The sequence below is a fragment of the Pusillimonas sp. SM2304 genome, from assembly GCF_031628915.1.
In the GTDB taxonomy this organism is placed as follows: Bacteria; Pseudomonadota; Gammaproteobacteria; order Burkholderiales; family Burkholderiaceae_B; genus Pusillimonas_C.
Window position 1 is genome coordinate 1,204,179 of sequence record NZ_JAVLUJ010000002.1, and the last position, 21,668, is coordinate 1,225,846.

Annotated in this window: 18 protein-coding genes and 1 tRNA gene; 3 read left to right on the forward strand and 16 right to left on the reverse strand. The window is 60.5% G+C overall.

Annotation, left to right across the window (positions count from 1 at the left end; translation table 11 throughout):
- Nucleotides 1-4 precede the first annotated feature (4 nt).
- The 9 genes from pheT to RE432_RS14685 all read right to left on the reverse strand — a co-directional run bounded on the left by pheT (nucleotide 5) and on the right by RE432_RS14685 (nucleotide 9,199).
- Nucleotides 5-2,413 (reverse strand): phenylalanine--tRNA ligase subunit beta, encoded by a 2,409-nt coding sequence (pheT, locus tag RE432_RS14645; RefSeq protein ID WP_310934151.1) that lies wholly within the window; start codon nucleotides 2,411-2,413, stop codon nucleotides 5-7.
- A 63-nt stretch (nucleotides 2,414-2,476) separates the two neighbouring features.
- Nucleotides 2,477-3,499, reverse strand: coding sequence for a phenylalanine--tRNA ligase subunit alpha (gene pheS / locus RE432_RS14650; RefSeq protein WP_310934152.1), 1,023 nt, complete (start codon nucleotides 3,497-3,499; stop codon nucleotides 2,477-2,479).
- A gap of 70 nt (nucleotides 3,500-3,569) precedes the next feature.
- Nucleotides 3,570-3,929 (reverse strand): 50S ribosomal protein L20, encoded by a 360-nt coding sequence (rplT, locus tag RE432_RS14655; RefSeq protein WP_013742339.1) that lies wholly within the window; start codon nucleotides 3,927-3,929, stop codon nucleotides 3,570-3,572.
- A 13-nt stretch (nucleotides 3,930-3,942) separates the two neighbouring features.
- A complete protein-coding gene (rpmI, locus tag RE432_RS14660) occupies nucleotides 3,943-4,140 on the reverse strand; it encodes a 50S ribosomal protein L35 (RefSeq protein WP_310934153.1) in 198 nt (65 codons plus the stop codon).
- A gap of 162 nt (nucleotides 4,141-4,302) precedes the next feature.
- Complete coding sequence (locus RE432_RS14665; protein WP_310934154.1) at nucleotides 4,303-5,814, reverse strand: YifB family Mg chelatase-like AAA ATPase; 1,512 nt, start codon at nucleotides 5,812-5,814, stop codon at nucleotides 4,303-4,305.
- A 121-nt stretch (nucleotides 5,815-5,935) separates the two neighbouring features.
- Nucleotides 5,936-7,534 carry a methyl-accepting chemotaxis protein gene (locus RE432_RS14670; RefSeq protein WP_310934155.1) on the reverse strand — a complete coding sequence of 533 codons (1,599 nt, stop codon included), beginning with the start codon at nucleotides 7,532-7,534 and terminating at the stop codon, nucleotides 5,936-5,938.
- Nucleotides 7,535-7,759: 225 nt separating this feature from the next.
- On the reverse strand, nucleotides 7,760-8,200 hold the full coding sequence (locus RE432_RS14675) for a PaaI family thioesterase (protein ID WP_310934156.1): 441 nt from the start codon (nucleotides 8,198-8,200) through the stop codon (nucleotides 7,760-7,762).
- Between the two features lie 166 nt (nucleotides 8,201-8,366).
- Nucleotides 8,367-8,645 carry an accessory factor UbiK family protein gene (locus RE432_RS14680; RefSeq protein WP_310934157.1) on the reverse strand — a complete coding sequence of 93 codons (279 nt, stop codon included), beginning with the start codon at nucleotides 8,643-8,645 and terminating at the stop codon, nucleotides 8,367-8,369.
- 143 nt (nucleotides 8,646-8,788) lie between these two features.
- On the reverse strand, nucleotides 8,789-9,199 hold the full coding sequence (locus tag RE432_RS14685; protein ID WP_310934158.1) for a hypothetical protein: 411 nt from the start codon (nucleotides 9,197-9,199) through the stop codon (nucleotides 8,789-8,791).
- Between the two features lie 550 nt (nucleotides 9,200-9,749).
- On the opposite strand from RE432_RS14685, the gene RE432_RS14690 reads away from it, so the two are divergent.
- Complete coding sequence (locus RE432_RS14690; RefSeq protein WP_310934159.1) at nucleotides 9,750-10,088, forward strand: P-II family nitrogen regulator; 339 nt, start codon at nucleotides 9,750-9,752, stop codon at nucleotides 10,086-10,088.
- Nucleotides 10,089-10,182: 94 nt separating this feature from the next.
- Nucleotides 10,183-11,409, forward strand: coding sequence for an ammonium transporter (locus RE432_RS14695; protein ID WP_310934160.1), 1,227 nt, complete (start codon nucleotides 10,183-10,185; stop codon nucleotides 11,407-11,409).
- Nucleotides 11,410-11,455: 46 nt separating this feature from the next.
- On the opposite strand, the gene ptsP is transcribed toward RE432_RS14695, so the two are convergent.
- The 7 genes from ptsP to RE432_RS14730 all read right to left on the reverse strand — a co-directional run bounded on the left by ptsP (nucleotide 11,456) and on the right by RE432_RS14730 (nucleotide 21,382).
- Nucleotides 11,456-13,147, reverse strand: coding sequence for a phosphoenolpyruvate--protein phosphotransferase (gene ptsP, locus RE432_RS14700; RefSeq protein ID WP_310934251.1), 1,692 nt, complete (start codon nucleotides 13,145-13,147; stop codon nucleotides 11,456-11,458).
- Nucleotides 13,148-13,241: 94 nt separating this feature from the next.
- Entirely contained in the window at nucleotides 13,242-13,511 is a 270-nt protein-coding gene (locus RE432_RS14705; protein ID WP_310934161.1) for an HPr family phosphocarrier protein, read from the reverse strand.
- A 42-nt stretch (nucleotides 13,512-13,553) separates the two neighbouring features.
- Nucleotides 13,554-13,955: a PTS sugar transporter subunit IIA gene (locus RE432_RS14710; protein WP_310934162.1), complete on the reverse strand. Its 402-nt coding sequence runs from the start codon at nucleotides 13,953-13,955 to the stop codon at nucleotides 13,554-13,556.
- Nucleotide 13,956: 1 nt separating this feature from the next.
- The gene (gshB, locus tag RE432_RS14715; protein WP_310934163.1) at nucleotides 13,957-14,952 is read right to left on the reverse strand and encodes a glutathione synthase; all 996 of its coding nucleotides are present in this window, start codon (nucleotides 14,950-14,952) and stop codon (nucleotides 13,957-13,959) included.
- 63 nt (nucleotides 14,953-15,015) lie between these two features.
- Nucleotides 15,016-15,588: a translation initiation factor IF-3 gene (infC, locus tag RE432_RS14720; protein ID WP_310934252.1), complete on the reverse strand. Its 573-nt coding sequence runs from the start codon at nucleotides 15,586-15,588 to the stop codon at nucleotides 15,016-15,018.
- 11 nt (nucleotides 15,589-15,599) lie between these two features.
- Nucleotides 15,600-17,546, reverse strand: coding sequence for a threonine--tRNA ligase (gene thrS / locus RE432_RS14725; RefSeq protein ID WP_310934164.1), 1,947 nt, complete (start codon nucleotides 17,544-17,546; stop codon nucleotides 15,600-15,602).
- 278 nt (nucleotides 17,547-17,824) lie between these two features.
- Nucleotides 17,825-21,382 (reverse strand): autotransporter domain-containing protein, encoded by a 3,558-nt coding sequence (locus RE432_RS14730; protein WP_310934165.1) that lies wholly within the window; start codon nucleotides 21,380-21,382, stop codon nucleotides 17,825-17,827.
- Between the two features lie 181 nt (nucleotides 21,383-21,563).
- Here RE432_RS14730 and RE432_RS14735 point away from each other — a divergent pair.
- A tRNA-Val gene (locus tag RE432_RS14735) sits at nucleotides 21,564-21,640 on the forward strand.
- Nucleotides 21,641-21,668 lie beyond the last annotated feature (28 nt).

Below are 21,668 nucleotides of genomic sequence, written 5' to 3' on the forward strand. Positions count from 1 at the left end.
CTCCTTAAGCGCGCTGGCGTACACCGTGGGCGCTCACAAGCGCTTCAAGCAGCCGGGACATGCATTGTTCGACCGTCGCATCGTCAAGCGTGGTTTCACGGTCCTGGAGCCAGAAACGGAAGGCCATGCTCTTTTCCGGGGTTTGGGCCGATTTGTCGCGCCAGACATCGAACAGTTTAATATCTTTGACGATGCCAAGAGTAGCATTAGATTCAATCGCATGCGTAAGCGTATTCAACAAATCCTGATACGATACGTCGGCCGCGGCCCAGACCGCCAAGTCGCGAATCACCACCGGCTGGCGCGAAATCTCGGCGGGAGCCGGCAGATCCGTCAACGAAATGGCCGCTACATCAAGCTCGAACACCACCGGCGCATGCGCCAGATCGCATTGCTGCGCCCAGCGCGGATGCAGTTCGCCGATCCAGCCTATGGGCCGGCCGTCGAGTTCCAGCCGGGCTGAACGCCCGGGGTGCAGCGCCGGATGCGTATCGGCCACGCACACCAGCTTTTCCGCCCGGACGCCCAGCAGGCACTCGAGGTCGTTCTTGACGTCGTAGAAATCGACCTGGCGCGCGGGCACCGCCCACTGCTCTTGCACTGCGGGGCCCCACGCGGCCCCTGCGAGACGTTGGGGCTGGTTGACGCCGGCCACGGTCAGGTCGCCGTCCGCCACGTCCGCGTCGCGCCAAAAGACGCGCCCGAGCTCAAAAACCCGCACCCGGCTTTGCTTGTGGTTGGCATTATGGACAATATTGGCCAGGAGGCCGCCGATCAGGCTTGAACGCATGACGGCCAACTGGCTGGCAATGGGATTCAGCAGCTTGATGGGATCGGGGTTGCCGGCGTAGTCGCGCTCCCAATCCTCTTCCACAAAGGCGAAATTGATCACCTCTTGGTAGTCCAGGCTGGCCATGCGCGCACGCAGGGCGTGCGGGCCGCGCAGCACCTCGGGGCTGGCCAGCATGGTTGCGCGCGCCACCGGCGGCAGGTCGGGAATGCGCTCAAACCCGTACACGCGCGCAACCTCTTCGATCAGGTCCTCTTCGATGAACAAATCGAAACGATAGCTGGGCGGCGTCACGACGAAAACATCGTCCCGCACTTCATATTGCAGGCCGAGGCGGGTGAAAATACCTTCGACTTCCTCGCGCGGGACCGGCACCCCCAACACGCGATGGCAGCGCGCCAGGCGCATGGACACGGGCTCGCGCGCCGGCAGCTTGACGATCTGGTCATCCAGCGGGCCGGCCTGGCCGCCGCAGATATCGATCAGCAAGCGGGTCATCAATTCAAGATGCTCGGTAATCGATTCAAAGTCGACGCCCCGCTCGAAGCGGTGGCTGGCTTCGGAACTGAACTTGTACCGGCGCGGGCGGCCCATGATGGCCTCGGGCCACCAGAAAGCGCCTTCCAGGAAAATATCGGTGGTGTCCAGCGTGACCGCGGTCGCTTCGCCGCCCATGATGCCCGCCAGGCTTTCCACCGCATCCCCTGCGGCAATGATGCCGACGTCGGCATCCAGCGCGATGGTCTGCCCATTCAACAGCTCCAGGGTTTCGCCTTGCCTGGCCCACCGGACGGTCAGCCCGCCCTGTATGCGCTGCAGATCGAAGACATGCGTGGGGCGGCCCAGTTCGAGCATGACGTAATTCGAAATATCCACCAACGCCGAAATCGAACGCTGGCCCGCGCGCTCAAGGCGGTCCTTCATCCAAGCGGGCGTTGACGCCCGTGCGTTGACGCCGCGAATAATCCGCCCTGCAAAGCGCCCGCACAGATCGGGCGCGTCGACCTTGACCGGCAAACGGTCCGGCAGCGTGACATCGACAGGTTCGAAACGAGGCAGGGTCAGCGCGGCGCCCGTCAGCGCGGCCACTTCGCGCGCCACCCCCAGGATGGACAGGCAATCGGCCCGGTTGGGGGTCAGCTTCAGGGTAAACAGCGTATCGTCTAGGTCGAGCACATCGCGCAGCGATGCGCCCACAGGCGCGGCGTCGTCCAGCATCAGCAAGCCGGCGTGATCCTGCGACAGGCCCAGTTCGCGCGCCGAGCAAAGCATGCCGGACGATTCCACGCCGCGCATTTTGGCAACGCCTATTTTCATGCCGCCAGGCAATTCCGCACCCACGCGCGCCAGCGGCACCTTGATGCCCGCCGCCGCATTGGGCGCGCCGCATACGATCTGCAGCAAAGCGCCGGAGCCATCGTCGACCTGGCATACACGGAGCTTGTCGGCGTTGGGGTGCGGCGCAACTTCCTTGATGTGCGCGACCACGATACCGCTGAAAGGCGGCGCGGCCGTAGTGGTTTCCTCGACCTCGAGCCCCGCCATGGTCAGGCGATGCGACAAGGCATCGGTATCGAGATCGGGGTTTACAAAAGCGCGCAGCCAAGACTCAGGGAATTGCATAATGTACTCGTCGGATTCGTTTTTACGGCTGGGCAGGCGCAATACCGCCTGCCTGACTTGATTTCAGCGGTTGAACTGGCGCAAGAAGCGCAAATCGCCTTCGAAAAACTGGCGCAGGTCGTTTACGCCATAACGCAGCATGGTCAGGCGCTCCAGCCCCGAGCCAAATGCAAACCCGATATAGCGTTCCGGGTCCAGGCCAAAATTGCGGACGACCTCCGGGTGTACCTGCCCTGAGCCGGAGATTTCCAGCCAGCGGCCCTGGTTCGGCCCCGACGTAAACATCATGTCGATTTCCGCCGAGGGTTCGGTAAAGGGGAAGAAAGAAGGCCGAAAACGCACGGACAAGTCGTCGGTTTCGAAAAACGCCCGTAAAAAATCGGTATACACGCCCTTCAGGTCGGCAAAAGAGATGTCTTCGGCGATCCACAGGCCTTCGACCTGGTGGAACATGGGAGAGTGCGTGGCGTCGCTGTCGACGCGGTAGGTGCGCCCGGGCGCGATCACCTTGATGGGCGGCTTGTGCATGCGGGCGTAACGCACCTGCATGGGGCTGGTATGCGTACGCAACAGCAGGGGCAGACCCTGGCTGTCTTGCATGTCCACATAGAAAGTGTCCTGCATGGAACGGGCAGGATGGTTCTCCGGGTTGTTCAGGGCGGTGAAGTTGGTCCAGTCGTTTTCGATCTCGGGACCGTCGGCCACATCGAATCCGATCGAGCGGAAAATGGCTTCGACCCGCTGCCAGGATTGAATGACCGGGTGTATGCCGCCCATTCCCCTGCCTCGGCCCGGCAGGCTGACATCGATGGTTTCAGATGCCAGGCGCTTGTCCAGTTCGGCTTGCGCCATTTCCTGGCGCCGCGCAGTGAGCAGGCCTTCAATCTGCTGCTTCAGTTGATTGATGCGGGCCCCTTCGGCTTTCTTCTGCTCGGGCGCCAATTGCGCCAGGCCTTTCATGAGTGCCGTCAATGCGCCCTGCTTGCCCAGAAAACGGGCTTTGGCATTTTCCAGCGCCGCCGCATCACTGGCCTGAGAAAATTGTTCTTGCGCCTGAACGATCAGGTCATCAACCGGAGGAGTCATATTGTCGCTTTTCCAAATACAAACGGAGCCCATCAGAGCCCCGTTTGCAGCCATACAGAATCGAGATTGATCAAGCAGCCAAAGCGGACTTGGCTTGTTCAACCACGGCAGCAAAGCCGGCTTTATCGTTCACGGCCATATCGGCCAGCACTTTGCGGTCGAGTTCGATCGACGCTTTCTTGGTGCCGGCGATGAATACGCTGTACGACACACCCAATTCGCGGCAAGCCGCGTTGATACGGGTGATCCAGAGTGCGCGGAAAGTGCGCTTTTTGTTGCGGCGGTCGCGATAGGCATATTGCCCGGCTTTCATTACCGCCTGTTTGGCGATACGGAATACATTACCGCGGCGACCACGATAACCTTTTGCTGCTTTGATAACTTTTTTGTGACGGGCACGGGCAGTAACGCCGCGTTTTACGCGTGGCATAGTAGATCTCCTATCAAGCGAACGGCAACATTGCCTTGACCGCGTTCACGTCTGCATCGTGCACGGCGGTAGAACCGCGCAACTGGCGCTTGTTCTTGGTTGTTTTCTTGGTAAGGATGTGACGCTTGAACGCCTGGCCCCGCTTAATGGACCCACTACCACGAACCTTAAAGCGCTTGGCAGCGCCTTTCTTGGTTTTCATCTTAGGCATGATGTAACTCTGTGATTGATGAATGCAGGTGGCCCCCATAAATACTGGCAGCGCTTGCACAACCTGGCACCCACTTATTGGTTTCTTTCCCCTGCGCGCACCTTTAAAATGCAGGTTCGCCCGGAAAAGCTCTTGATTATACGATGAATTCCCGCCGTTTGTCTAACGCCAGGGCAAGCGATATTGTACGGCCTCAGAGACATGGATGGGCGCGATGTGGTCATGCCCCGACAGGTCTGCCAGCGTGCGGCTGACCCTGAGCACACGGTGCACAACCCGCGCCGACCAGTCCCAGCGCTGTATGGCCTGCGCCAGCAGCTTCTTGCCTTCGTGGTCAAGCCGGCAGACCGATTCCATCTGGGCGACATCCAGCCGGGCGTTGGTGGTTTGCTGGCGCCGCTGCTGCACGCCGCGGCACGTTGCCACCCTGGCCCGCACCGGACCGGAGCTTTCCCCTTCCGGCAGATCGATCCAGTCGGCATCGGCCGCGGGGAGCACAATCTGAAGGTCCACCCTGTCCAGCAAAGGCCCCGACAGGCGGCCGCGGTAGGCCTCGATCCGGTCGGGCGTGCACCGGCAGCTTTTCTTTTTATGGCCGAACCAGCCGCAGGGGCAAGGATTCATGGCGGCAACCAGCTGAAATGCCGCGGGGAATGTCAGGGTGCGTGAAGCGCGCGCAATCGATACACAGCCCGTTTCAAGCGGTTCGCGCAGGGATTCCAGCACCCGGCGTTGAAATTCAGGCAGTTCATCCAAAAACAGGACACCCTGGTGAGCCATGCTGATTTCGCCTGGGCGGGGGTAAACGCCGCCTCCGACCAGCGCCGGCGCGGAAGCCGTATGATGCGGAGCGCGAAACGGCGGCAGGTCGGTAAAGGTTTGCGCCTGCCCGCTGATACCCGCCAGCGCGGCAACCTCCAGAGCCTGTTCGGCCGTCAAGCGGGGCAGCAGCCCCGGCAGCCGATGCGCCAGCATGCTTTTCCCCGTGCCGGGCGGGCCGGCCATCAGCAGGCTATGCCCCCCTGCGGCGGCGACCTCCAGCACCCGGCGGGCCAGGGCCTGGCCGCGAACCTCGGACAGACAGGGCTCTGCGTGCGGACTGGCCGCCACCGGCGGCGCCGTGGCAAGCGGCAGCGCCCCCAGCCCGGCAAAGTGCTGTACCACATCAAGCAAGCTGCTTGCCGCCAGCACGGTCAGGCCCGGCACCCGGGCGGCATGTTCCGCCGAACCGGCCGGCAAGACCAGCACCGCCCCCGGGTCGCTGCGCGCAACGGCCAGCGCAATGGCCAGTGGCGCGCTTACAGAAACAATCGCGCCCGTCAGCGAGAGTTCGCCGGCGAAGACATGGTTTTGCAGTGCGCGCGGGCCAAGATCCGGGGCGCCCTGCACTTGCCCCGAGGCCAGCAGCACCCCCAGCGCAATCGGCAGATCGAAACGCCCTGACTCCTTGGGCAAATCCGCCGGCGCCAAGTTGACGGTAATGCGCCCCGGGGGAAAGTCAAAACCGCTGCTGATAATGGCCGCCCGCACCCGCTCGCGGCTTTCACGTACGCCGGCGTCCGGCAAACCCACGACATGGAAAGCCGGCAAGCCCGGCCCCATGTGGACCTCGACCCGCACGGGGATAGCCTGAAGGCCGCAAAGCGCCCGGCTGGCCAGTACCGCTAACGACATGAATGACCCCGCTGCTGTTATTCCGCATGACGCCAGTATGGCGCCCAAGGTCCGTTCACAGAACAGCTAATACGGGGATTTATCCATGGGGGCTACTACATGGCCCTTGGTCCATCATCCGTTACGCCAATGCCAACGGTTTGAGGGCGGCCCCAGTCCGTACCTCAACCGCGGTGGCCGGCATGGATTGGTCTACCAACTTGAATGTGGCCACAAGCCTGGCCAGGCCGGACGCCTGCTCTTGCAAACTGCTTGATGCGGCTGCAGCTTCCTCGACGAGCGCCGCATTCTGCTGGGTGACCTGGTCCATTTGCGAGACGGCTTGATTGACTTGATCTATACCCACACTTTGCTCCTGGCTCGCGGAAGTGATCTCTCCCATGATGTCGGTGACCCGCTTGATGCTTTTCACCGTTTCGTTCATCGTAGTGCCTGCTTCAGCAACCAGTTGATTGCCCGTCTCGGTTGTCGCCACTGAGGTGTCGATCAACGCCTTGATTTCCTTGGCCGCGGAAGCGCTGCGTTGGGCGAGCGCACGCACTTCGGTGGCCACGACTGCGAAACCTCGGCCTTGCTCACCCGCCCGGGCGGCTTCCACAGCCGCATTCAATGCCAGAATGTTGGTCTGGAAAGCAATCGTATCGATGACACCAATGATCTCGGCCACCTTCCTGGACGAATCGTTAATCTGGCCCATGGTGGTCACCACCTCGGACACTACCGCCCCACTTTTAACAGCGATCTCAGCGGCTGCCTGCGCAAGCACACTGGCCTGCTGCGCGTTGTCGGCATTCTGCTTGACCGTCGTCGTCAGTTGCTCCATCGTTGCAGCGGTCTCGGCCAGGGAACTTGCCTGTTCTTCGGTACGAGACGACAGATCCACGTTTCCAGCGGAGATTTGCATTGACGCCGTAGCAATCGAGTTGGCGCCATTGCGGACATCGAGAACCACGTCCGTCAGATTCTCGTTCATCTTCTTCAAAGCCCGCAAAAGAGCACTGGTTTCATCGGAGCCATGCACTTCTATTACGCTACGCAGATCTCGCGACGACACGGTCTCTGCCAAGCGGACCGATCGACGCAGAGGCTGGGTAATAGAACGGGTGATGAAAAAGGCGAAGGCGAGTCCAAGCAAGAGAGCCAGTGCAGCAACGCCAACAAGCAGCTTGAGTCCGAAACGATTGTCGTCCTGTAACGTTGCGGCGGCGGCATCAATTAACGCCTTTTGATGAGACAGCAAATCGTCAATGCTTTTCGTGTAGGCATCGAGCAGGCCCTCGAGCTCGTTCTCTACGAAAAGCCGGGCGGTCTCATAGTCGCCGGATCCAAGCGCGCTCGTTCGCGCATCCAGATAGACCGTTCGCTTCTTTTGTACCGTCCCGTACATGGCGATTGCTTGCGAGTCCGTGAGACTGGCACGCAAATCTTCTTGTATTTGCCTTATTTGAACAGACGCGTCGGCCATTTGAGCTTCAAAATACGCGATGGTCGCCGGATTAGTCGTCCTGGCGACGGCAATGGTCCGAACCGCATTCAGCGACGTCAGCTTGCTCCACTCGGTAATCATTCGCTCGTTCTTTAGCCTTACCTCCAGTATCTCATCGGTCATCGCGTTAGAGTCTTGCATGCGCCATAGACCGATCCCGGCCAGCATAGCGACAAGTATGAGCATAAATGTAAAACCTGCGGCCAAGCGTGTGCCGATTTTGAGATTGTTCATCAGAGAGCCAACTTTTAAGTGCGTGCGCATGCAGCGCATCGCGTCCATAGAAGCCCAGTCAACGGCTGAGAGATGGAAATATTTAGAGTTGGCGTTGTAACTGCCGGGATTGAAGGTTCGTCAATGTAGTCTGCGCCGGCGAGCGGGCTGCGTACCCCGGTTGCCGAAGCGCCGGACACCGAAGCAGCACACTCCCTTGCCGGTCCTACCTCGGTACACCCGTTTTCACTTCATGTTTTCGGCCGGCGTTTTCAATTGCATCCACGTGGCCGTCGCGAACGCGACGGTGGCCCCGTCTTCGTCAGTCATCGTGGATTTCAAGAATGAAATATTGCGGCCCCGGCGAATGAATTCACCGCAGCACTGGATTCTGCCCTGGCGGGCGGCCTTGACGTACTGGGTTTTCATTTCCAGGGTCGAACCCGGCCCTTGCAGATGATTGAGCAGATGCCCCATCGAAATATCAAGCACCGTCGCAATGAGGCCGCCGTGCAAGGAACCCTGCGGATTGAACATGAAGTCTTTGAGCTCGAAAGCGACGATGCACCGTTCGCCGACGTACTCAAACGTCAGGCCCAGAAACCGCGCCAGGAAGAATTCCTCGAATTGCGGCTTTTGACTTGCTATTGCACGCTGGAACGCGGATGTGGCTGCGCCTTCATCCATGGACTTGCTCTCCTGCACTTACCGCGAAAGGGGCTGATTATATTTTTTACCTGTCCGGCAGTGAGATGCCTCGCCGGCACGGCCATACCGTGCGCCGTCAATGGATCTCTGGCGCAAAAAGCATGGATATCGAGATCACCAAAGGACTACGCATTGCTGCTGCGCGTCAGGCCGTCCCATCTGCCGAGGGGCCTTGCTGCAGCGGCGTATCGGGCCGGCCTTCCAACGCCTGGACCCGCGATTCCAGCGCCGTGATCCGCGCCAGGGCCCGTTCGAGCAGCTGCGCCTGCACGTCAAACTCTTCGCGGGTGACCAGGTCAAGCCGGGAAAAGGTTTGCGCCATCATTGCCTTGACGTTCCGCTCGATATCGGCAGCCGGACTTTTCGCAATGAGTTCGGACATATTCTTCTGGAAGTCTTCGAAAAAATCATTGGGCTTGATCATTGTTATCTCCGCTGCGGTAAATTCAGAGCGTTGGCCCGCCTTTGCCGGCCAAACACTCGGGACAAGCCTTAGTGTAATGAAAAACGGGCCGCAAGGGCCCGTTTGATGCTGTGCAGCACAGTGCAGACTAGAACAAAACCGGTTTAGGATTTTGGCTGTTCTGTTTCAGAGACGGGCGTGGTACCGGGGTTGGGGCTGCCGTCGCCAACGGAATTCTGAATGGCGCTATCGGCTTTGGCGGCGCCCTCTTTGATGGCATCGCCCATCTGGCCGGCCTTTTCCGCCGCGGCGTCCTTCAGGTTCCCCGCCTTCTCGGATACGGTATTGGCCGCCTGCTTCGCATCCTCGGAGACCGACGATTGCGACGACGTGTCGGGGGCGGCGCCCGACGAAGGCTCGGGAGCCGGCGCGGGAGCGGGAGTGGGTTCAGGGGCTGGCGCGGGTTCAGGCGCAGGAGCCGGTGGGGGAACTGGAGCCGGAGCTTCTGTGCCGGCGGCACCGTCCATAGGCGCCTCGGTATTTTCGCCATCGGAGCATGCGGCAAGCAGACTCATCGAAGCAACCATCGCAATAACGGCTAAATGTGTACGAGTCTTTTTCATAATTTCCTCACTTATCCAACGTCGCATAGGTGTCTTGCTGATGCCGGTGCGACTAGCGGTTCAGCAGCGAGCTTGTTACAACTGGCTTGGTAACAATTCTAGCCACAGAACTTCGTGAGGAACCGGACCTAGTGTAAATCCTGATTTCAATCTTTTTATTTATTCTGTCCGATTTCAGCAAAAATACCTTCTGGCGCCTGCATTTACGGCCGGCACGCGCGAAATTGCGGCAACACACAACGATACAAAAGCCGCCGCCCTGCTCGTGTCTGGTTACATAGTTGTGCACCCATTGCCTTTGTTCCATGTTGGTGCGCGGCACCACGATGGGGCCATTTCCGGCTCATGGCGCGATGCCAGGTCCAGGCGCCATGCATGGGTGCCGCTCCTTGCACCGCCCGGGCGCCCCATTTTTCCGCCGGCCCCATGCGCATCAGGCTTGGCCAGAAAAACTGGCATCACTATTGCTTAAGCCTCGTCACCCACCTTACGAGGAACTGCAATGAAGCTTATCACCGCAATCATCAAACCCTTCAAGCTGGACGAAGTCCGGGAAGCCCTGTCCGACATCGGCATACAAGGCATGACCGTGACCGAAGTGAAAGGCTTCGGCCGCCAGAAGGGGCACACGGAGCTGTACCGCGGCGCCGAATACACCGTCGATTTTCTTCCGAAGCTGCGTCTTGAGATGGCCGTATCCGAGCACTTGGTGGAGCAAGCCATAGAGAACCTGTGCTCCGCGGCCCACACCGGAAAAATCGGCGACGGAAAAATATTCGTTACGCCGATTGAACAGGCCATACGGATCCGCACCGGCGAATCCGGCGAGAGCGCGCTGTAGCGTCCGGGTCCTCTCGAATTTTTCACGAACAATTTTATTTGGCATCCCAGCCGCTGCATCGCGTCATGCTGGATTCGTCCTTGGGGAGTAAATAATGGATAAAGCCGATTTGGCATGGGTCAGTGTCTCGACCCTCCTGGTATTAATGATGGTCGTGCCCGGACTCGCGCTGTTCTACGGCGGCCTGGTGCGCGCCAAGAATGTGCTGTCGATATTGATACAGGTACTGTCGACTTTCGCCCTGGCCGTCGTGGTATGGTTCATCTACGGCTACTCGCTGGCCTTTACGGAAGCAAGCGCCGTCATCGGCGGCTTCTCGCGGGTGCTGTTCAGCGGCATGTTCGATCTTGACAGCCACACCTTCGAGTTGGCCGGCAGCATTCCCGAACTGAGCTTTGCCGCCTTCCAGGCCACTTTCGCGGGCATTACCTGCGCCCTGATTGTGGGCGGGTTCGCCGAGCGCGCCAAGTATTCGGCGGTGCTGCTCTTCACCCTCATCTGGCTCACATTTGCCTACGTGCCCATCGCCCATATGGTGTGGGCGCCGGGCGGCTGGCTGCTGGAACGGGGCGCGCTGGACTTTGCCGGCGGCACCGTGGTCCATATCAACTCGGGCATCGCCGGGCTGGTGGGCGCCTACTTCATCGGCAAGCGGATCGGCTACGGGCGCGAGTCGATGCAGCCGCACAACCTGCCCATGGCCATGATAGGCGCTTCGCTGCTGTGGGTAGGCTGGTTCGGCTTCAATGCCGGCTCGGCGCTGGCCGCCGACGAAACGGCCGCCCTGGCATTCTTCAACACCCTGGTGGCGACGGCCGGCGGCATTCTCGCCTGGACCTTGACCGAATGGAAATACAAAGGCAAGCCATCCTTGCTGGGCGCTATTTCGGGCGCGGTCGCGGGACTGGTGGGCATTACACCCGCAGCAGGGCTGGTGGGTCCGGGCGGCGCCCTGATCATCGGGATCGCGGCGGGTATGGCTTGCCTGTGGGGAGTGAACGGCCTGAAACGCCTGCTGGGCGCGGACGATACCCTGGATGTATTCGGCATTCATGGCGTGGGCGGGATCGTGGGCGCCCTGCTGACTGGCGTTTTCAATGCCAAGCCGCTGGGCGGACCCGGCCTGGACAGCCTGGCAGCCATCCCCTATCAAGTATGGCTGCAGTTCGAGGGCGTGCTGATCACCCTCATCTGGTCGTCCATCGTTGCCTGGATTGCCTATTTCATTGCTGATAAAGTCTGCGGCCTGCGCGTCAGCGCGGATGTGGAACGCGAAGGCCTGGATGTGAACTCACACGGCGAAACAGCCTATCACCACTAAACCGGAAGCCGCGGCAGAACAGGCCTGCTCTGCCGCGCAACACTTCCTAGCCGGACAATGCGGCCAGATCAATCCGTTCAGCCCGATTCAGGGCTGAAGCCACTTTTACCCTGAGGGCATTGGAGTGTGCCTGGCGGACCTCTTTCTTGACGTCGAGCAACTGCTGCGGATGCATGGAGAATTCGGTCAGGCCCAGCCCCAGCAGCATCCGTGTCACGCTGGAATCGCCGGCGATCTCGCCACAGACCGCCACCGGCTTGCCGGCCCGCTCACCCGCATTGATGGTATGGGCAATCAGACGCAAGACAGCCGGATGCATGGGGTCATACAAGTCCGCCACGTCACTGTCGCCCCGGTCGATGGCCAGCGTGTACTGGATCAAGTCGTTGGTGCCGATGGACAGAAAATCCAGCGCTTCGACAAAGGGTTCGATGGCGATGGCAATGGCCGGGATTTCCACCATGGCGCCCAGGGAAATATTGCGGGCGTAGGCGACGCCGTCCGCATCCAGGCTGGCGCACGCCGTATCGATGGCTTCGCGCGTGGCGCGAACCTCGTGCATGTGCGAAATCATGGGTATGAGTATGCGCACATGGCCATGCAGCGATGCGCGCAGCAAGGCCCGCAACTGCGTCGTGAAGATATCGGGGTTGGCCAGGCAATACCGGATGGCCCGCAGCCCCAGCGCCGGGTTGGCGGCCACTGTCGCATCGCCGTCCAGGTTCTTGTCGGCCCCCAAGTCCAGCGTGCGTATCGTGACTGGACGCCCAGCCATGGTTTTGACGACCGAGGCGTAGGCCTGGTATTGCTCGGCCTCGGACGGCAGGTCGCGGCGGCCCATGAACAGGAATTCGCTGCGGAACAGGCCAATGCCGTCGGCGCCCGCCTGCATCGCGGCCACCGCTTCCTCGGGGAGCTCGATATTGGCTTCCAGCTTGATGGTGATGCCGTCCAGTGTGACGGCCGGCGCATCGCGCAACTGGGCCAGTTCAGCGCGTTCGCGGCGGTAATCATCCTGGCGCTGGCGGTATTCGGCCAGAATGCGTTCCGACGGGTTCACCAGCACCACGCCGGAGAATCCGTCGGCCACGAGCATGTCCCCGTCCCGCACAAGCGCCCGGAAATGGCCCAGGCCCACCACGGCCGGCACGTTCATGCTGCGCGCCACAATGGCGGTGTGCGACGTCGGCCCGCCCAGATCGGTCAGGAAGGCGGCAAAGCGCCCGCCACGCAGGCGGAGCATGTCGGCCGGCGAAATATCGCGCGCCACGACGATGAGCGGGTCCGTGGAATCGCCCGCCTGCAAGTTGGGCAAAAGCGAGGTCGAGCCCGACAGCACACGCAGCACCCGTTCGATGACCTGGCGGATATCGGCGCCCCGTTCGCGCAGATACTCGTCCTCCATCAAGGCAAACTGCTCTACAAGCAGTTGCCCCTGGCTGGTCAGCGCCCATTCCGCGTTGTAATGCCGCTCGATGATCAATGCGCAAGTCTGCTCCAGCAGCATGGGGTCATCGAGCAGCAGGGCATGCACCGTCAGCAAAGGCCCCAGCTCGCGCGGCGCGTCGCCGGGCAGCGCGCCCGCAATCTGTTGCAGTTCGTCGCGCGCTTGGGCCAGCGCGGCTTTCAGACGCCCGCACTCGGCCTCGACCTCGTCGGCAGCGATGCGGTAATGCGCCACTTCCAGGGCCGCCGCGCTCATGACCGCCGCCCTGCCTATCGCATAGCCTTTGACCACGCCCTGGCCCTGCATGCACAGCATTGCGCACAGCCCTGGCATGTCGGAAGATGCGTAGGTAGTCATGGGTCGGATCCTGGCAAGGGAAACGCGGCTATTCCTGCTCGCCGAATTTGTTGTCGAACAGGGACTGTATGTCGTTCAAAGCCTGATCGGCATCGTCGCCGGTCGCATCCACCTTGACCGTCACGCCCATCCCCGCAGCCAGCATCATGACGCCCATGATGCTTTTGGCGTTTACGCGCTGCGCGCCGCGGGCAATGAAGATCTCGCTTTGGAACTTGCTGGCAAGCTGGGTAAGTTTGGCGGCCGCCCGGGCATGCAGGCCCAGTTTATTGCTGATGACGATATCGATGGATGGCATATCACTCTTGTTGGTTTAATAGTCGAAAATCAGGCAATCGCGTCAGCATTCATGGTCGGCATTGACAATGCCCCTTAAGGCGCCTTGCTGAACACTTTTGCTGAGCTGCTCGGGATTATCCTGCTGATCGGTCAGTGCCTTCAGCACCATGCACAAATTGGTGCCGGTGATCAGATGCGCAGTCAAGCCGCGATCCGTTGCAAGTTTAATCGCTCGTTTGGCAATATTGAACGGCGTTGCCCCAAATATATCGCAAAGCACCAAGGTGGCTTCATTAGGCGCTTCCAGCAAGCGGCCAGCCAATCGGGTCACCTGCGATTCGGGGTCGGCATCGGGCGCCACGTCGAACACGGTCAGTTCCGGTTTCTTGCCCAGCACATGCTCGGCGCACGCCGAGAAGGCGGAGCCCAGGGGTTGGTGCATGACCAGTACGATGCGAGCCATGTTACGCCACGCCCGCGCCGACGGCGTCGCCCGCCGGGTCCGCGGCAACCGCTTGTTCAAGCGCCACAGCAAAGCATTCCGCCACATCAAAACCGGTTTGCTCGGTGATTTCGACAAAACAGGTGGGACTGGTGACGTTGACTTCGGTCAGGTAGTCGCCAATGACGTCGAGCCCCACCAGCAGCAAGCCCCGTCCGGCCACGCCTGCGGCGACCGCTTCCGCGATCTCCAGATCGCGCGGCGTCAGGGCTTGCGCTACGCCGCGCCCGCCCGCTGCCAGATTGCCGCGGGTTTCCCCGGCCAGCGGGATGCGCGCCAGCGCATAGGGCACCGGTTTGCCGCCGATTAGCAATATACGCTTATCGCCCTGGGTGATTTCCGGGATATAGCGCTGCGCCATGATCGAGCGCGAGCCATTGTCGGTCAGGGTTTCCAGGATGGCGCCCAAATTGGGTTCGGTTTGCTGCAAGCGGAAGATCCCGGTGCCGCCCATGCCATCCAGCGGCTTGACGATGACATCGGCATGCTTGGCATGGAAAGCACGCAAGCGGGCCATATCGCTGGTGACCAGGGTCGGCGACGTCAGCGGCGCAAACTCGGTAATCGTCAGTTTTTCCGGATGGTTGCGTATGGCCGCGCCCGAATTGAACACGCGCGCGCCCTGCGCTTGCGCGTACTCCAGCAAATGGGTGGCATACACATATTCCATGTCGAACGGCGGATCTTTGCGCATGAGCACGGCATCGAACTCGGACAGGACGGTTTCCCGCGCTGCTTCGCGTTCGCGCCACCATGCATGATCATGCAGGTCCGCCCCGTCGACCAGGGTGATCGCCTGGGACACGACCTTGACCAGGCCCTCTTCCAGATACAGGCCGCCTTGATAGGCAACGCTCAGGCTGTGACCCCGGGCTGCCAGCGCACGCATCATTGCTACCGAAGAATCTTTATAGGCTTTTAAAGACGGTAATGGATCAATAACAAACAATACATGCATAAAACACCTGCTTGCGCCTTCCCGCCGGTCCCGGCGGAAAGGCTTTAAGGAAGAGGTTCAGACTCAGTTGGCGGATTCGCCCGACTTGCCCGCTGCGGGCGCTTTTTTGCGCGGCGCCAGCACCATGACCATTTGCCGGCCTTCGAGCTTGGGCATGGCCTCGACCTGGCAGAGTTCGACCAGATCGTCGCGGACGCGTTCCAGCACCCGCATACCCAATTCCTGGTGAGCCATTTCGCGGCCACGAAAACGCAAGGTCACCTTGGCCTTGTCGCCTTCCTCGATGAAGCGGCGCAAATTACGCAGCTTGACCTGATAATCGCCTTCGTCGGTACCCGGGCGGAATTTGACTTCTTTTACCTGGATGACCTTTTGCTTGGCGCGAGCCTCGTGCTGGCGTTTTTGTTCTTGATATTTGAACTTGCCGTAATCCATCAGCCGGCATACAGGGGGTGCCGCGTTCGGTGCGATCTCGACCAGATCCACCTCGTGTTGTTCCGACAAGTGGAGAGCGTCAGCGGTTTTTACAACCCCTAGCTGCTCGCCGTCTACGCCAATAAGACGCACCTCGGGGACGCGGATTTCACCATTGATGCGATGGGGTTTTTCGGTTGCGATGTCTAAGACTCCTAGAATTGATAAAAAAATTAGGCCTGGCCGGCGTCACCGCCATGCTGGCGGCTATCGATTTCGTGCTGCAGGCGCGCAGTAAAAGCAGTCAGCGGCATGACCCCCAGGTCGACGCCACCCCGCCCTCGTACCGCAACCTGGCCGGTTTCGCGCTCTTTTTCGCCAACCACCAGAATGTACGGTATTTTTTGCATACTGTGTTCACGGATTTTACGAGTGATTTTTTCACCACGCAAATCAGAGAAGGCCCTAAGCCCTTGTTTTTTCAGGCCAAGCGCCACTTCAGCGGCATAGTCGGCCGATGATTCAGAGATACAGCATACAACAGCATGCTCGGGCGACAGCCAGGCCGGCATGGCGCCCGCATGGTTTTCAATGAGCATGCCGATAAAACGCTCGAAAGAACCCAGAATGGCACGGTGCAGCATCACCGGCGTCCTGCGCTGATCGCTGGCATCGACGAACTCGGCGCCCAGGCGTTGCGGCATCGAGAAATCCACCTGGATCGTGCCGCACTGCCAGTGGCGCCCAATGGCGTCTTTCAGGGTGTATTCGACCTTCGGGCCATAGAAAGCGCCCTCGCCCGGCGACACCTCGAATTGGCAGCCGGTATGCTCCAGGCTTTCCATGAGCGCTTTTTCGGCCTTGTCCCAGACCTCGTCCGATCCGATGCGTTTTTCGGGACGCGTGGCCACCTTGTACAAGATTTCGGTGAATCCGAAATCGGCATACACCTTCTGCAGCAGGGCCGTAAAGGCGGCGCATTCGTCCTGTAGCTGATCCTCGGTACAGAAAATGTGCCCGTCGTCCTGGGTAAAGCCGCGTACCCGCATCATCCCGTGCAGGGAGCCGGAAGGCTCATTGCGGTGGCACTGGCCGAATTCGCCATAGCGTATGGGCAGCTCGCGATAGGAATGCAGCCCCGCATTGAAAATCTGCACGTGGCCCGGGCAGTTCATGGGCTTGAGCCCATAAACGCGGTTCTCGGATTCCGTCGTGAACATGTTCTCGGCGTAGTTGTCCCAATGGCCGGTTTTCTTCCACAGGGACAAGTCCAGGATCTGCGGCGCCTTGACTTCCTGATAGCCGTTGTCGCGGTAGACGGCGCGCATGTACTGCTCGACCTGCTGCCACAGAACCCAGCCCTTGGGGTGCCAGAAGATCAGGCCAGGCGCTTCGTCCTGGAAGTGGAACAGGTCCAGTTCGCGGCCCAGCTTGCGGTGATCGCGCCGTTCGGCCTCTTCCAGCATGGTCAGGTAGGCGGCCTGCTCTTCCTTGCTGGCCCAGGCTGTTCCGTAAATGCGCTGGAGCATTTCATTCTTGCTGTCGCCGCGCCAATAGGCCCCGGCCACCTTCATCAGCTTGAACACCTTGAGCTTGCCTGTGGACGGCACGTGCGGGCCGCGGCACAGGTCGATGAAATCGCCCTCGCGGTACAGGCTGATGGGCTCGTTGGAGGGAATCGAGGCAATGATCTCGGCCTTGTAGTGTTCGCCTATGCCTTTGAAGTACGCCACGGCATCATCGCGCAGCCATTCTTCCCGCGTCACGACTTCGTCTTTCTTGGCCAGCTCCGCCATTTTCTTTTCAATGGCTTCCAGGTCTTCAGGCGTAAAGGGGCGCTTATACGAAAAGTCGTAATAAAAGCCGTTCTCGATCACCGGGCCGATCGTCACCTGGGCGTCGGGAAACAGGGATTTGACCGCGTAGGCCAGCAGGTGCGCCGTCGAATGGCGGATCAGGTCCAGGCCGTCGGCATCTTTGGCCGTGATGATGGCCAGTTGCGCATCTTGCCCGATGACGAAGCTGGTGTCGACCAGCCGAGGCTCCTTGCCGTCCACGGCGACACGCCCTGCCAGCGCGGCACGGCCCAGTCCGGTTCCGATGGAATGGGCGACATCGCTGACAGAGACAGGGCCGGGAAACTCGCGCTGCGAGCCGTCGGGCAAGGTGATGTGAACCATAAAACGTCCTGAAAATGCAAAAACGCGGCACTAGCCGCGTTCTGGGTATGTTGATTTTGCTAGTTGGCTGATAACAAATACGCGGCGACAGCTAGAAATGCCCGGTCGTAGTTCGCGTTGTGTTCATGCTCGCTCAAAATAAAATATTCGTTGCTTTAGTGTAACACTTGTAGTGGCAATGGCCCCAGCCCGGCCTGTAAATTTACATTATCGCGGGTGAATGGGCTGATGGGTGTTGCGAAAAAGCCCGTTTGCCCTGGCCAGGTAATCTTGAGCGGTCAGAACCTCATGCTGAGCGTTGCCTTGGCGCCGTGGTCTTTGGCCTCCGATGCGATCTGCCCTGTATACGACAGGCTCAAGACAGCATCGGGCGCGATAAGCAGGTCCAGGCCCGCTTCCAGCACCGCTGCATTGCGGGCGATGGGCACGCCTGCCACGGTGAATGCGTCGCCCGCCGAAAAGCGATGCGTAGACGTGGGCAGGGTATCCCCAAAGGCGTGCCGCCAACCCAGGCCGCCACGCACGGATGCCTGCGTCCGGCCCAGCGCGACATGGGTCGCGGCGCGCAAGCCCAGCGTCGTGAAAGTGGTGTCGGTCGACTGGCCCTTGCTCTGCAGCGCCGCCGCGGCGCCATTTTCCGTATAGCCGTCGGTATGCTGGCTGATGTGGGCCAGGGCGGCGAAAGGCTCGAACGACACCGCCTGGGCATCTATTCGGTAGCCCAGTTCGCCAAAAATCTGGAAGGTGCCTGCATGGTAGTCGGACGACAGACGGTCCGAGAAGCTGCCTATGGCCAGCGAACGATGGGTCTGGATGTTGTGCCAGGTATAAGCCAGGCCGGAGCGTAAGCCCAACCGGCCCCACTGTCTGCCGCCGTACAGGCCAAGATGGTAATTGTCGCTTTCGCCGGAGGAAGCGCGCTCCGCCGCGTCGAACTTGCTGCGGCTGTAGCCTGCCACGACCCCGGCGCGCCACGCATCGAACACTTCGCCGTCTGCACCCACCAGCAAGCCTCGGGTAGAGCGTTTAAGGCGCGCGGCGTTCCCGTCGTTATCCGCATGCCCCCAGCTTCCGAAGGCATTGCCCCATGCGGCAAACCGGTCAGTCGTGGCGGCGGCCGAACCTGCCTGATTCGCACCATAGGTGTGGACAGGCGTGGCGCTGGCAGCCACCGCGCCGAACGCGGTTCTTATGCGGTCGATCACCGCATCGCGGACAAAGCGGCTCTCTTCGATCAACGCCGTCTTGGCCGAAGCATGAATCTCGCCCGACAGCGCATCGAACCCCGCCCGGATACGCGCTGCGTCGTCCGGCAGCGTGACCACTGCGTTATAGGCGGCATTGCCCGCGCCCAGGCTCTCGACGCCTGCAGCCGCGGCGAGCTGGTTGCGGGTCAACGCCTTGTCAGGAAAGCTGACCTGATTGCGCTCGAGCAACAGGTCAACCGTGCCCGCCCCGTAATCGTAGGCAAGACCAGGAGTCAGGAAAGCAAAATCGGACGTCACCGTATCGAAAGCGCCGCTGAGCGAACCATCGGCCTTGAGGATGCGGTAGGCTGAGCTTGGATCATAGGCGCCATCCGCCCCAATATGAACCACCGAGCCGCCCGCCAGAGTAGCGGCGCCGGTGACATGAACCAGATCGGCGCCCGATCCTTGCGGATCGACCTCTACCAGGTAGCGCGACCCGGCGTCGAAGACCAAGTCACCGTCTACCGTGAGCGTGCCGATCGAGTTGCCCGGCGCAAGCGCCCCGCCGGAAGCGATGGTGGTGTTGCCAACCGTGCCGGTTCCTGCAAGCGATGCGCCCGCCATGATCTGCACATCCCCGTCGACCAAGCCGTCAACCCTTAGCTGCCCCGCATTCATGGCCAACTGCCCGGTCGAAATGACGCCCGCTACCTTGACGCCGGGGTCCACCGAAAATTCAACATGGCTTGCCTGGAGCGTATTGACGAGCAGGGGCGCCTGATTCTTCAGGCTGAAATTGCCTAAAACACGCACATTATCCAGCCGCCCGATGACGTTGCCGCTTCCGGTCAGGACGACGTCGCTATCGCTATCGATGTTGACGGCCGTAGCGGTCACGGCCCCACCCGATTGGGTAATGCCGCCGACGCCCTCAAGCGCGAGCGATGAAGTTGCCGTCACATTGTGGTTCAGGCTAATCCCATTACGCCCAAGCAGCTCAATGCGTGCTCCGCGCAACGCGCCCGCCGTCGATAATGCACCCCCTTTTGAAGCCAAGGCCAGATCTGCGTTGCCCACATCGATGTCATGGGCCGGCAGGCTTAGCACCCCATCGGCGACAAGCGCAACATTGGCATTGGCACCGTTAGCCAGCGATGCGATTGTCAGATCGTTGGCACTGGCAATCTGAATGCCCGTGCCCACAACAGTCAACGGGCCCACGAAATCGTTGCCGGCATGGTTCAAGGTAATGCTCCCCGCACCGGCATTGATCGTACTGGCGCCGCCCACAGAAAACGCTCCAGACTGCGAGATCGCGCCGCCATTGCTGGCAGCCGTCAAATCACCGCCGACAGCGCCCTGGCCCAGGGTCAGCGCGCCCTGGCTGCTCGCAGTCAATGCGCCCACAGACAGTACACCCAGGGTCAGCGCGTTGGCGTCACGAATAGACACCGCCCCACCCGTCAAGTTCACCGCCCCTACGAAATCGTTGTCGGCATGAGCAAGCTCAATACTTGCTGCACCGGCATCGATCATGCTAGTGCCCGTAACGGAAAGCGGCCCGGACTGCGAAATCGTACCGCCATTGCTGGTAGCCGACAAAGCGCCGCCGATAGCGCCCTGGCCCAAGTCCAGTGCGCCCTGGCTGGTCGCAGTCAATGCGCCCACAGACAGCGCACCCAAGGTCAGCGCGTTGGCGTCACGAATAGACACCGCCCCGCCCTTCAAGCTCACCGCCCCCACGAAATCGTTGCCGGCACTGCTCAGGGTAATGCTCCCATTCCCTGCATCGATACTGGCGTCGCCCTGCGTACTGACGTTGCCACCTGTCTGGGTGATTGCGCCTGAGCCGCTCGTCAGAGTCAGGTTCGATGATGAGTCCACATCATGAGACAGCGTAACGCCATCGCTACCGATCAGTTCAATGCGTGCTCCGGCTAGCGCACCCGCCGTCGATAACACTCCCCCATTTGAAGCCAAGGTCAGATCTGCGTTGCCGACATCGATTCCGCCATTTGCCAGGACCAGCGCCCCGCCAGCAATAAGTGTCACATTGGCATTGGCTCCGCTAACCAGCGATGCGATCGTCAGGTCGTTGGCATCGACAATCTGGATGCCGGTGCCGGCAATGCTCAGCGGACCCACGAAATCGTTGCCGTCATCAGCCAGGGAAATACTCCCGAGACCGGCATCGATCGTGCTAGTGCCCGTAACGGAAAGCGGCCCGGACTGCGAAATCGCGCCGCCATTGCTGGCAGCCGACAAAGCGCCGCCGATAGCGCCCTGGCCCAAGTCCAGTGCGCCCTGGCTGGTCGCAGTCAATGCGCCCACAGACAGCGCACCCAAGGTCAGCGCGTTGGCGTCATTAATAAAGACCGTCCCGCCCGCCAAGCTCACCGCCCCCACGAAATCGTTGCCGGCATGAGCCAGCGTAATGCTCGCCGCGCCAGCATCGATGGAAGTAGTGCCGTTGACGGTCACGGCCCCTGTTTGTGTAACTGCTTCATCAGGCGTGTTCAAGTCAATAAAAGGGTACGTCCCTGCCGGAATCTCCGTTTGCGCGGTTGACGTCCCGGCCAATCCAATGGCAAGCACGCCACCTGCAACAGCCGCCTGTATGGGTGTAAGCCGATATTTAAAACTCATTATGTGCCCCTCTTCATTATTGTCACGGTTCTTGTTGTTCGAATCAGTTTATCGGCACACCTCGCTTCTACCACCCAGTCACACACGTCGGTGAAAAGCCGCTCCAAGCTACCGCGGTATAAAATCATCAGTATGAGTTTTGACAAACTCAATAATAGTGCGCTAGAATCTTGTTCTTTCTAGGCGGTTAGCTCAGTTGGTTAGAGCGCTACGTTGACATCGTAGAGGTCGCTGGTTCGAATCCAGTACTGCCTACCATTACCTTTCTTTCCATGACACCCCCAAG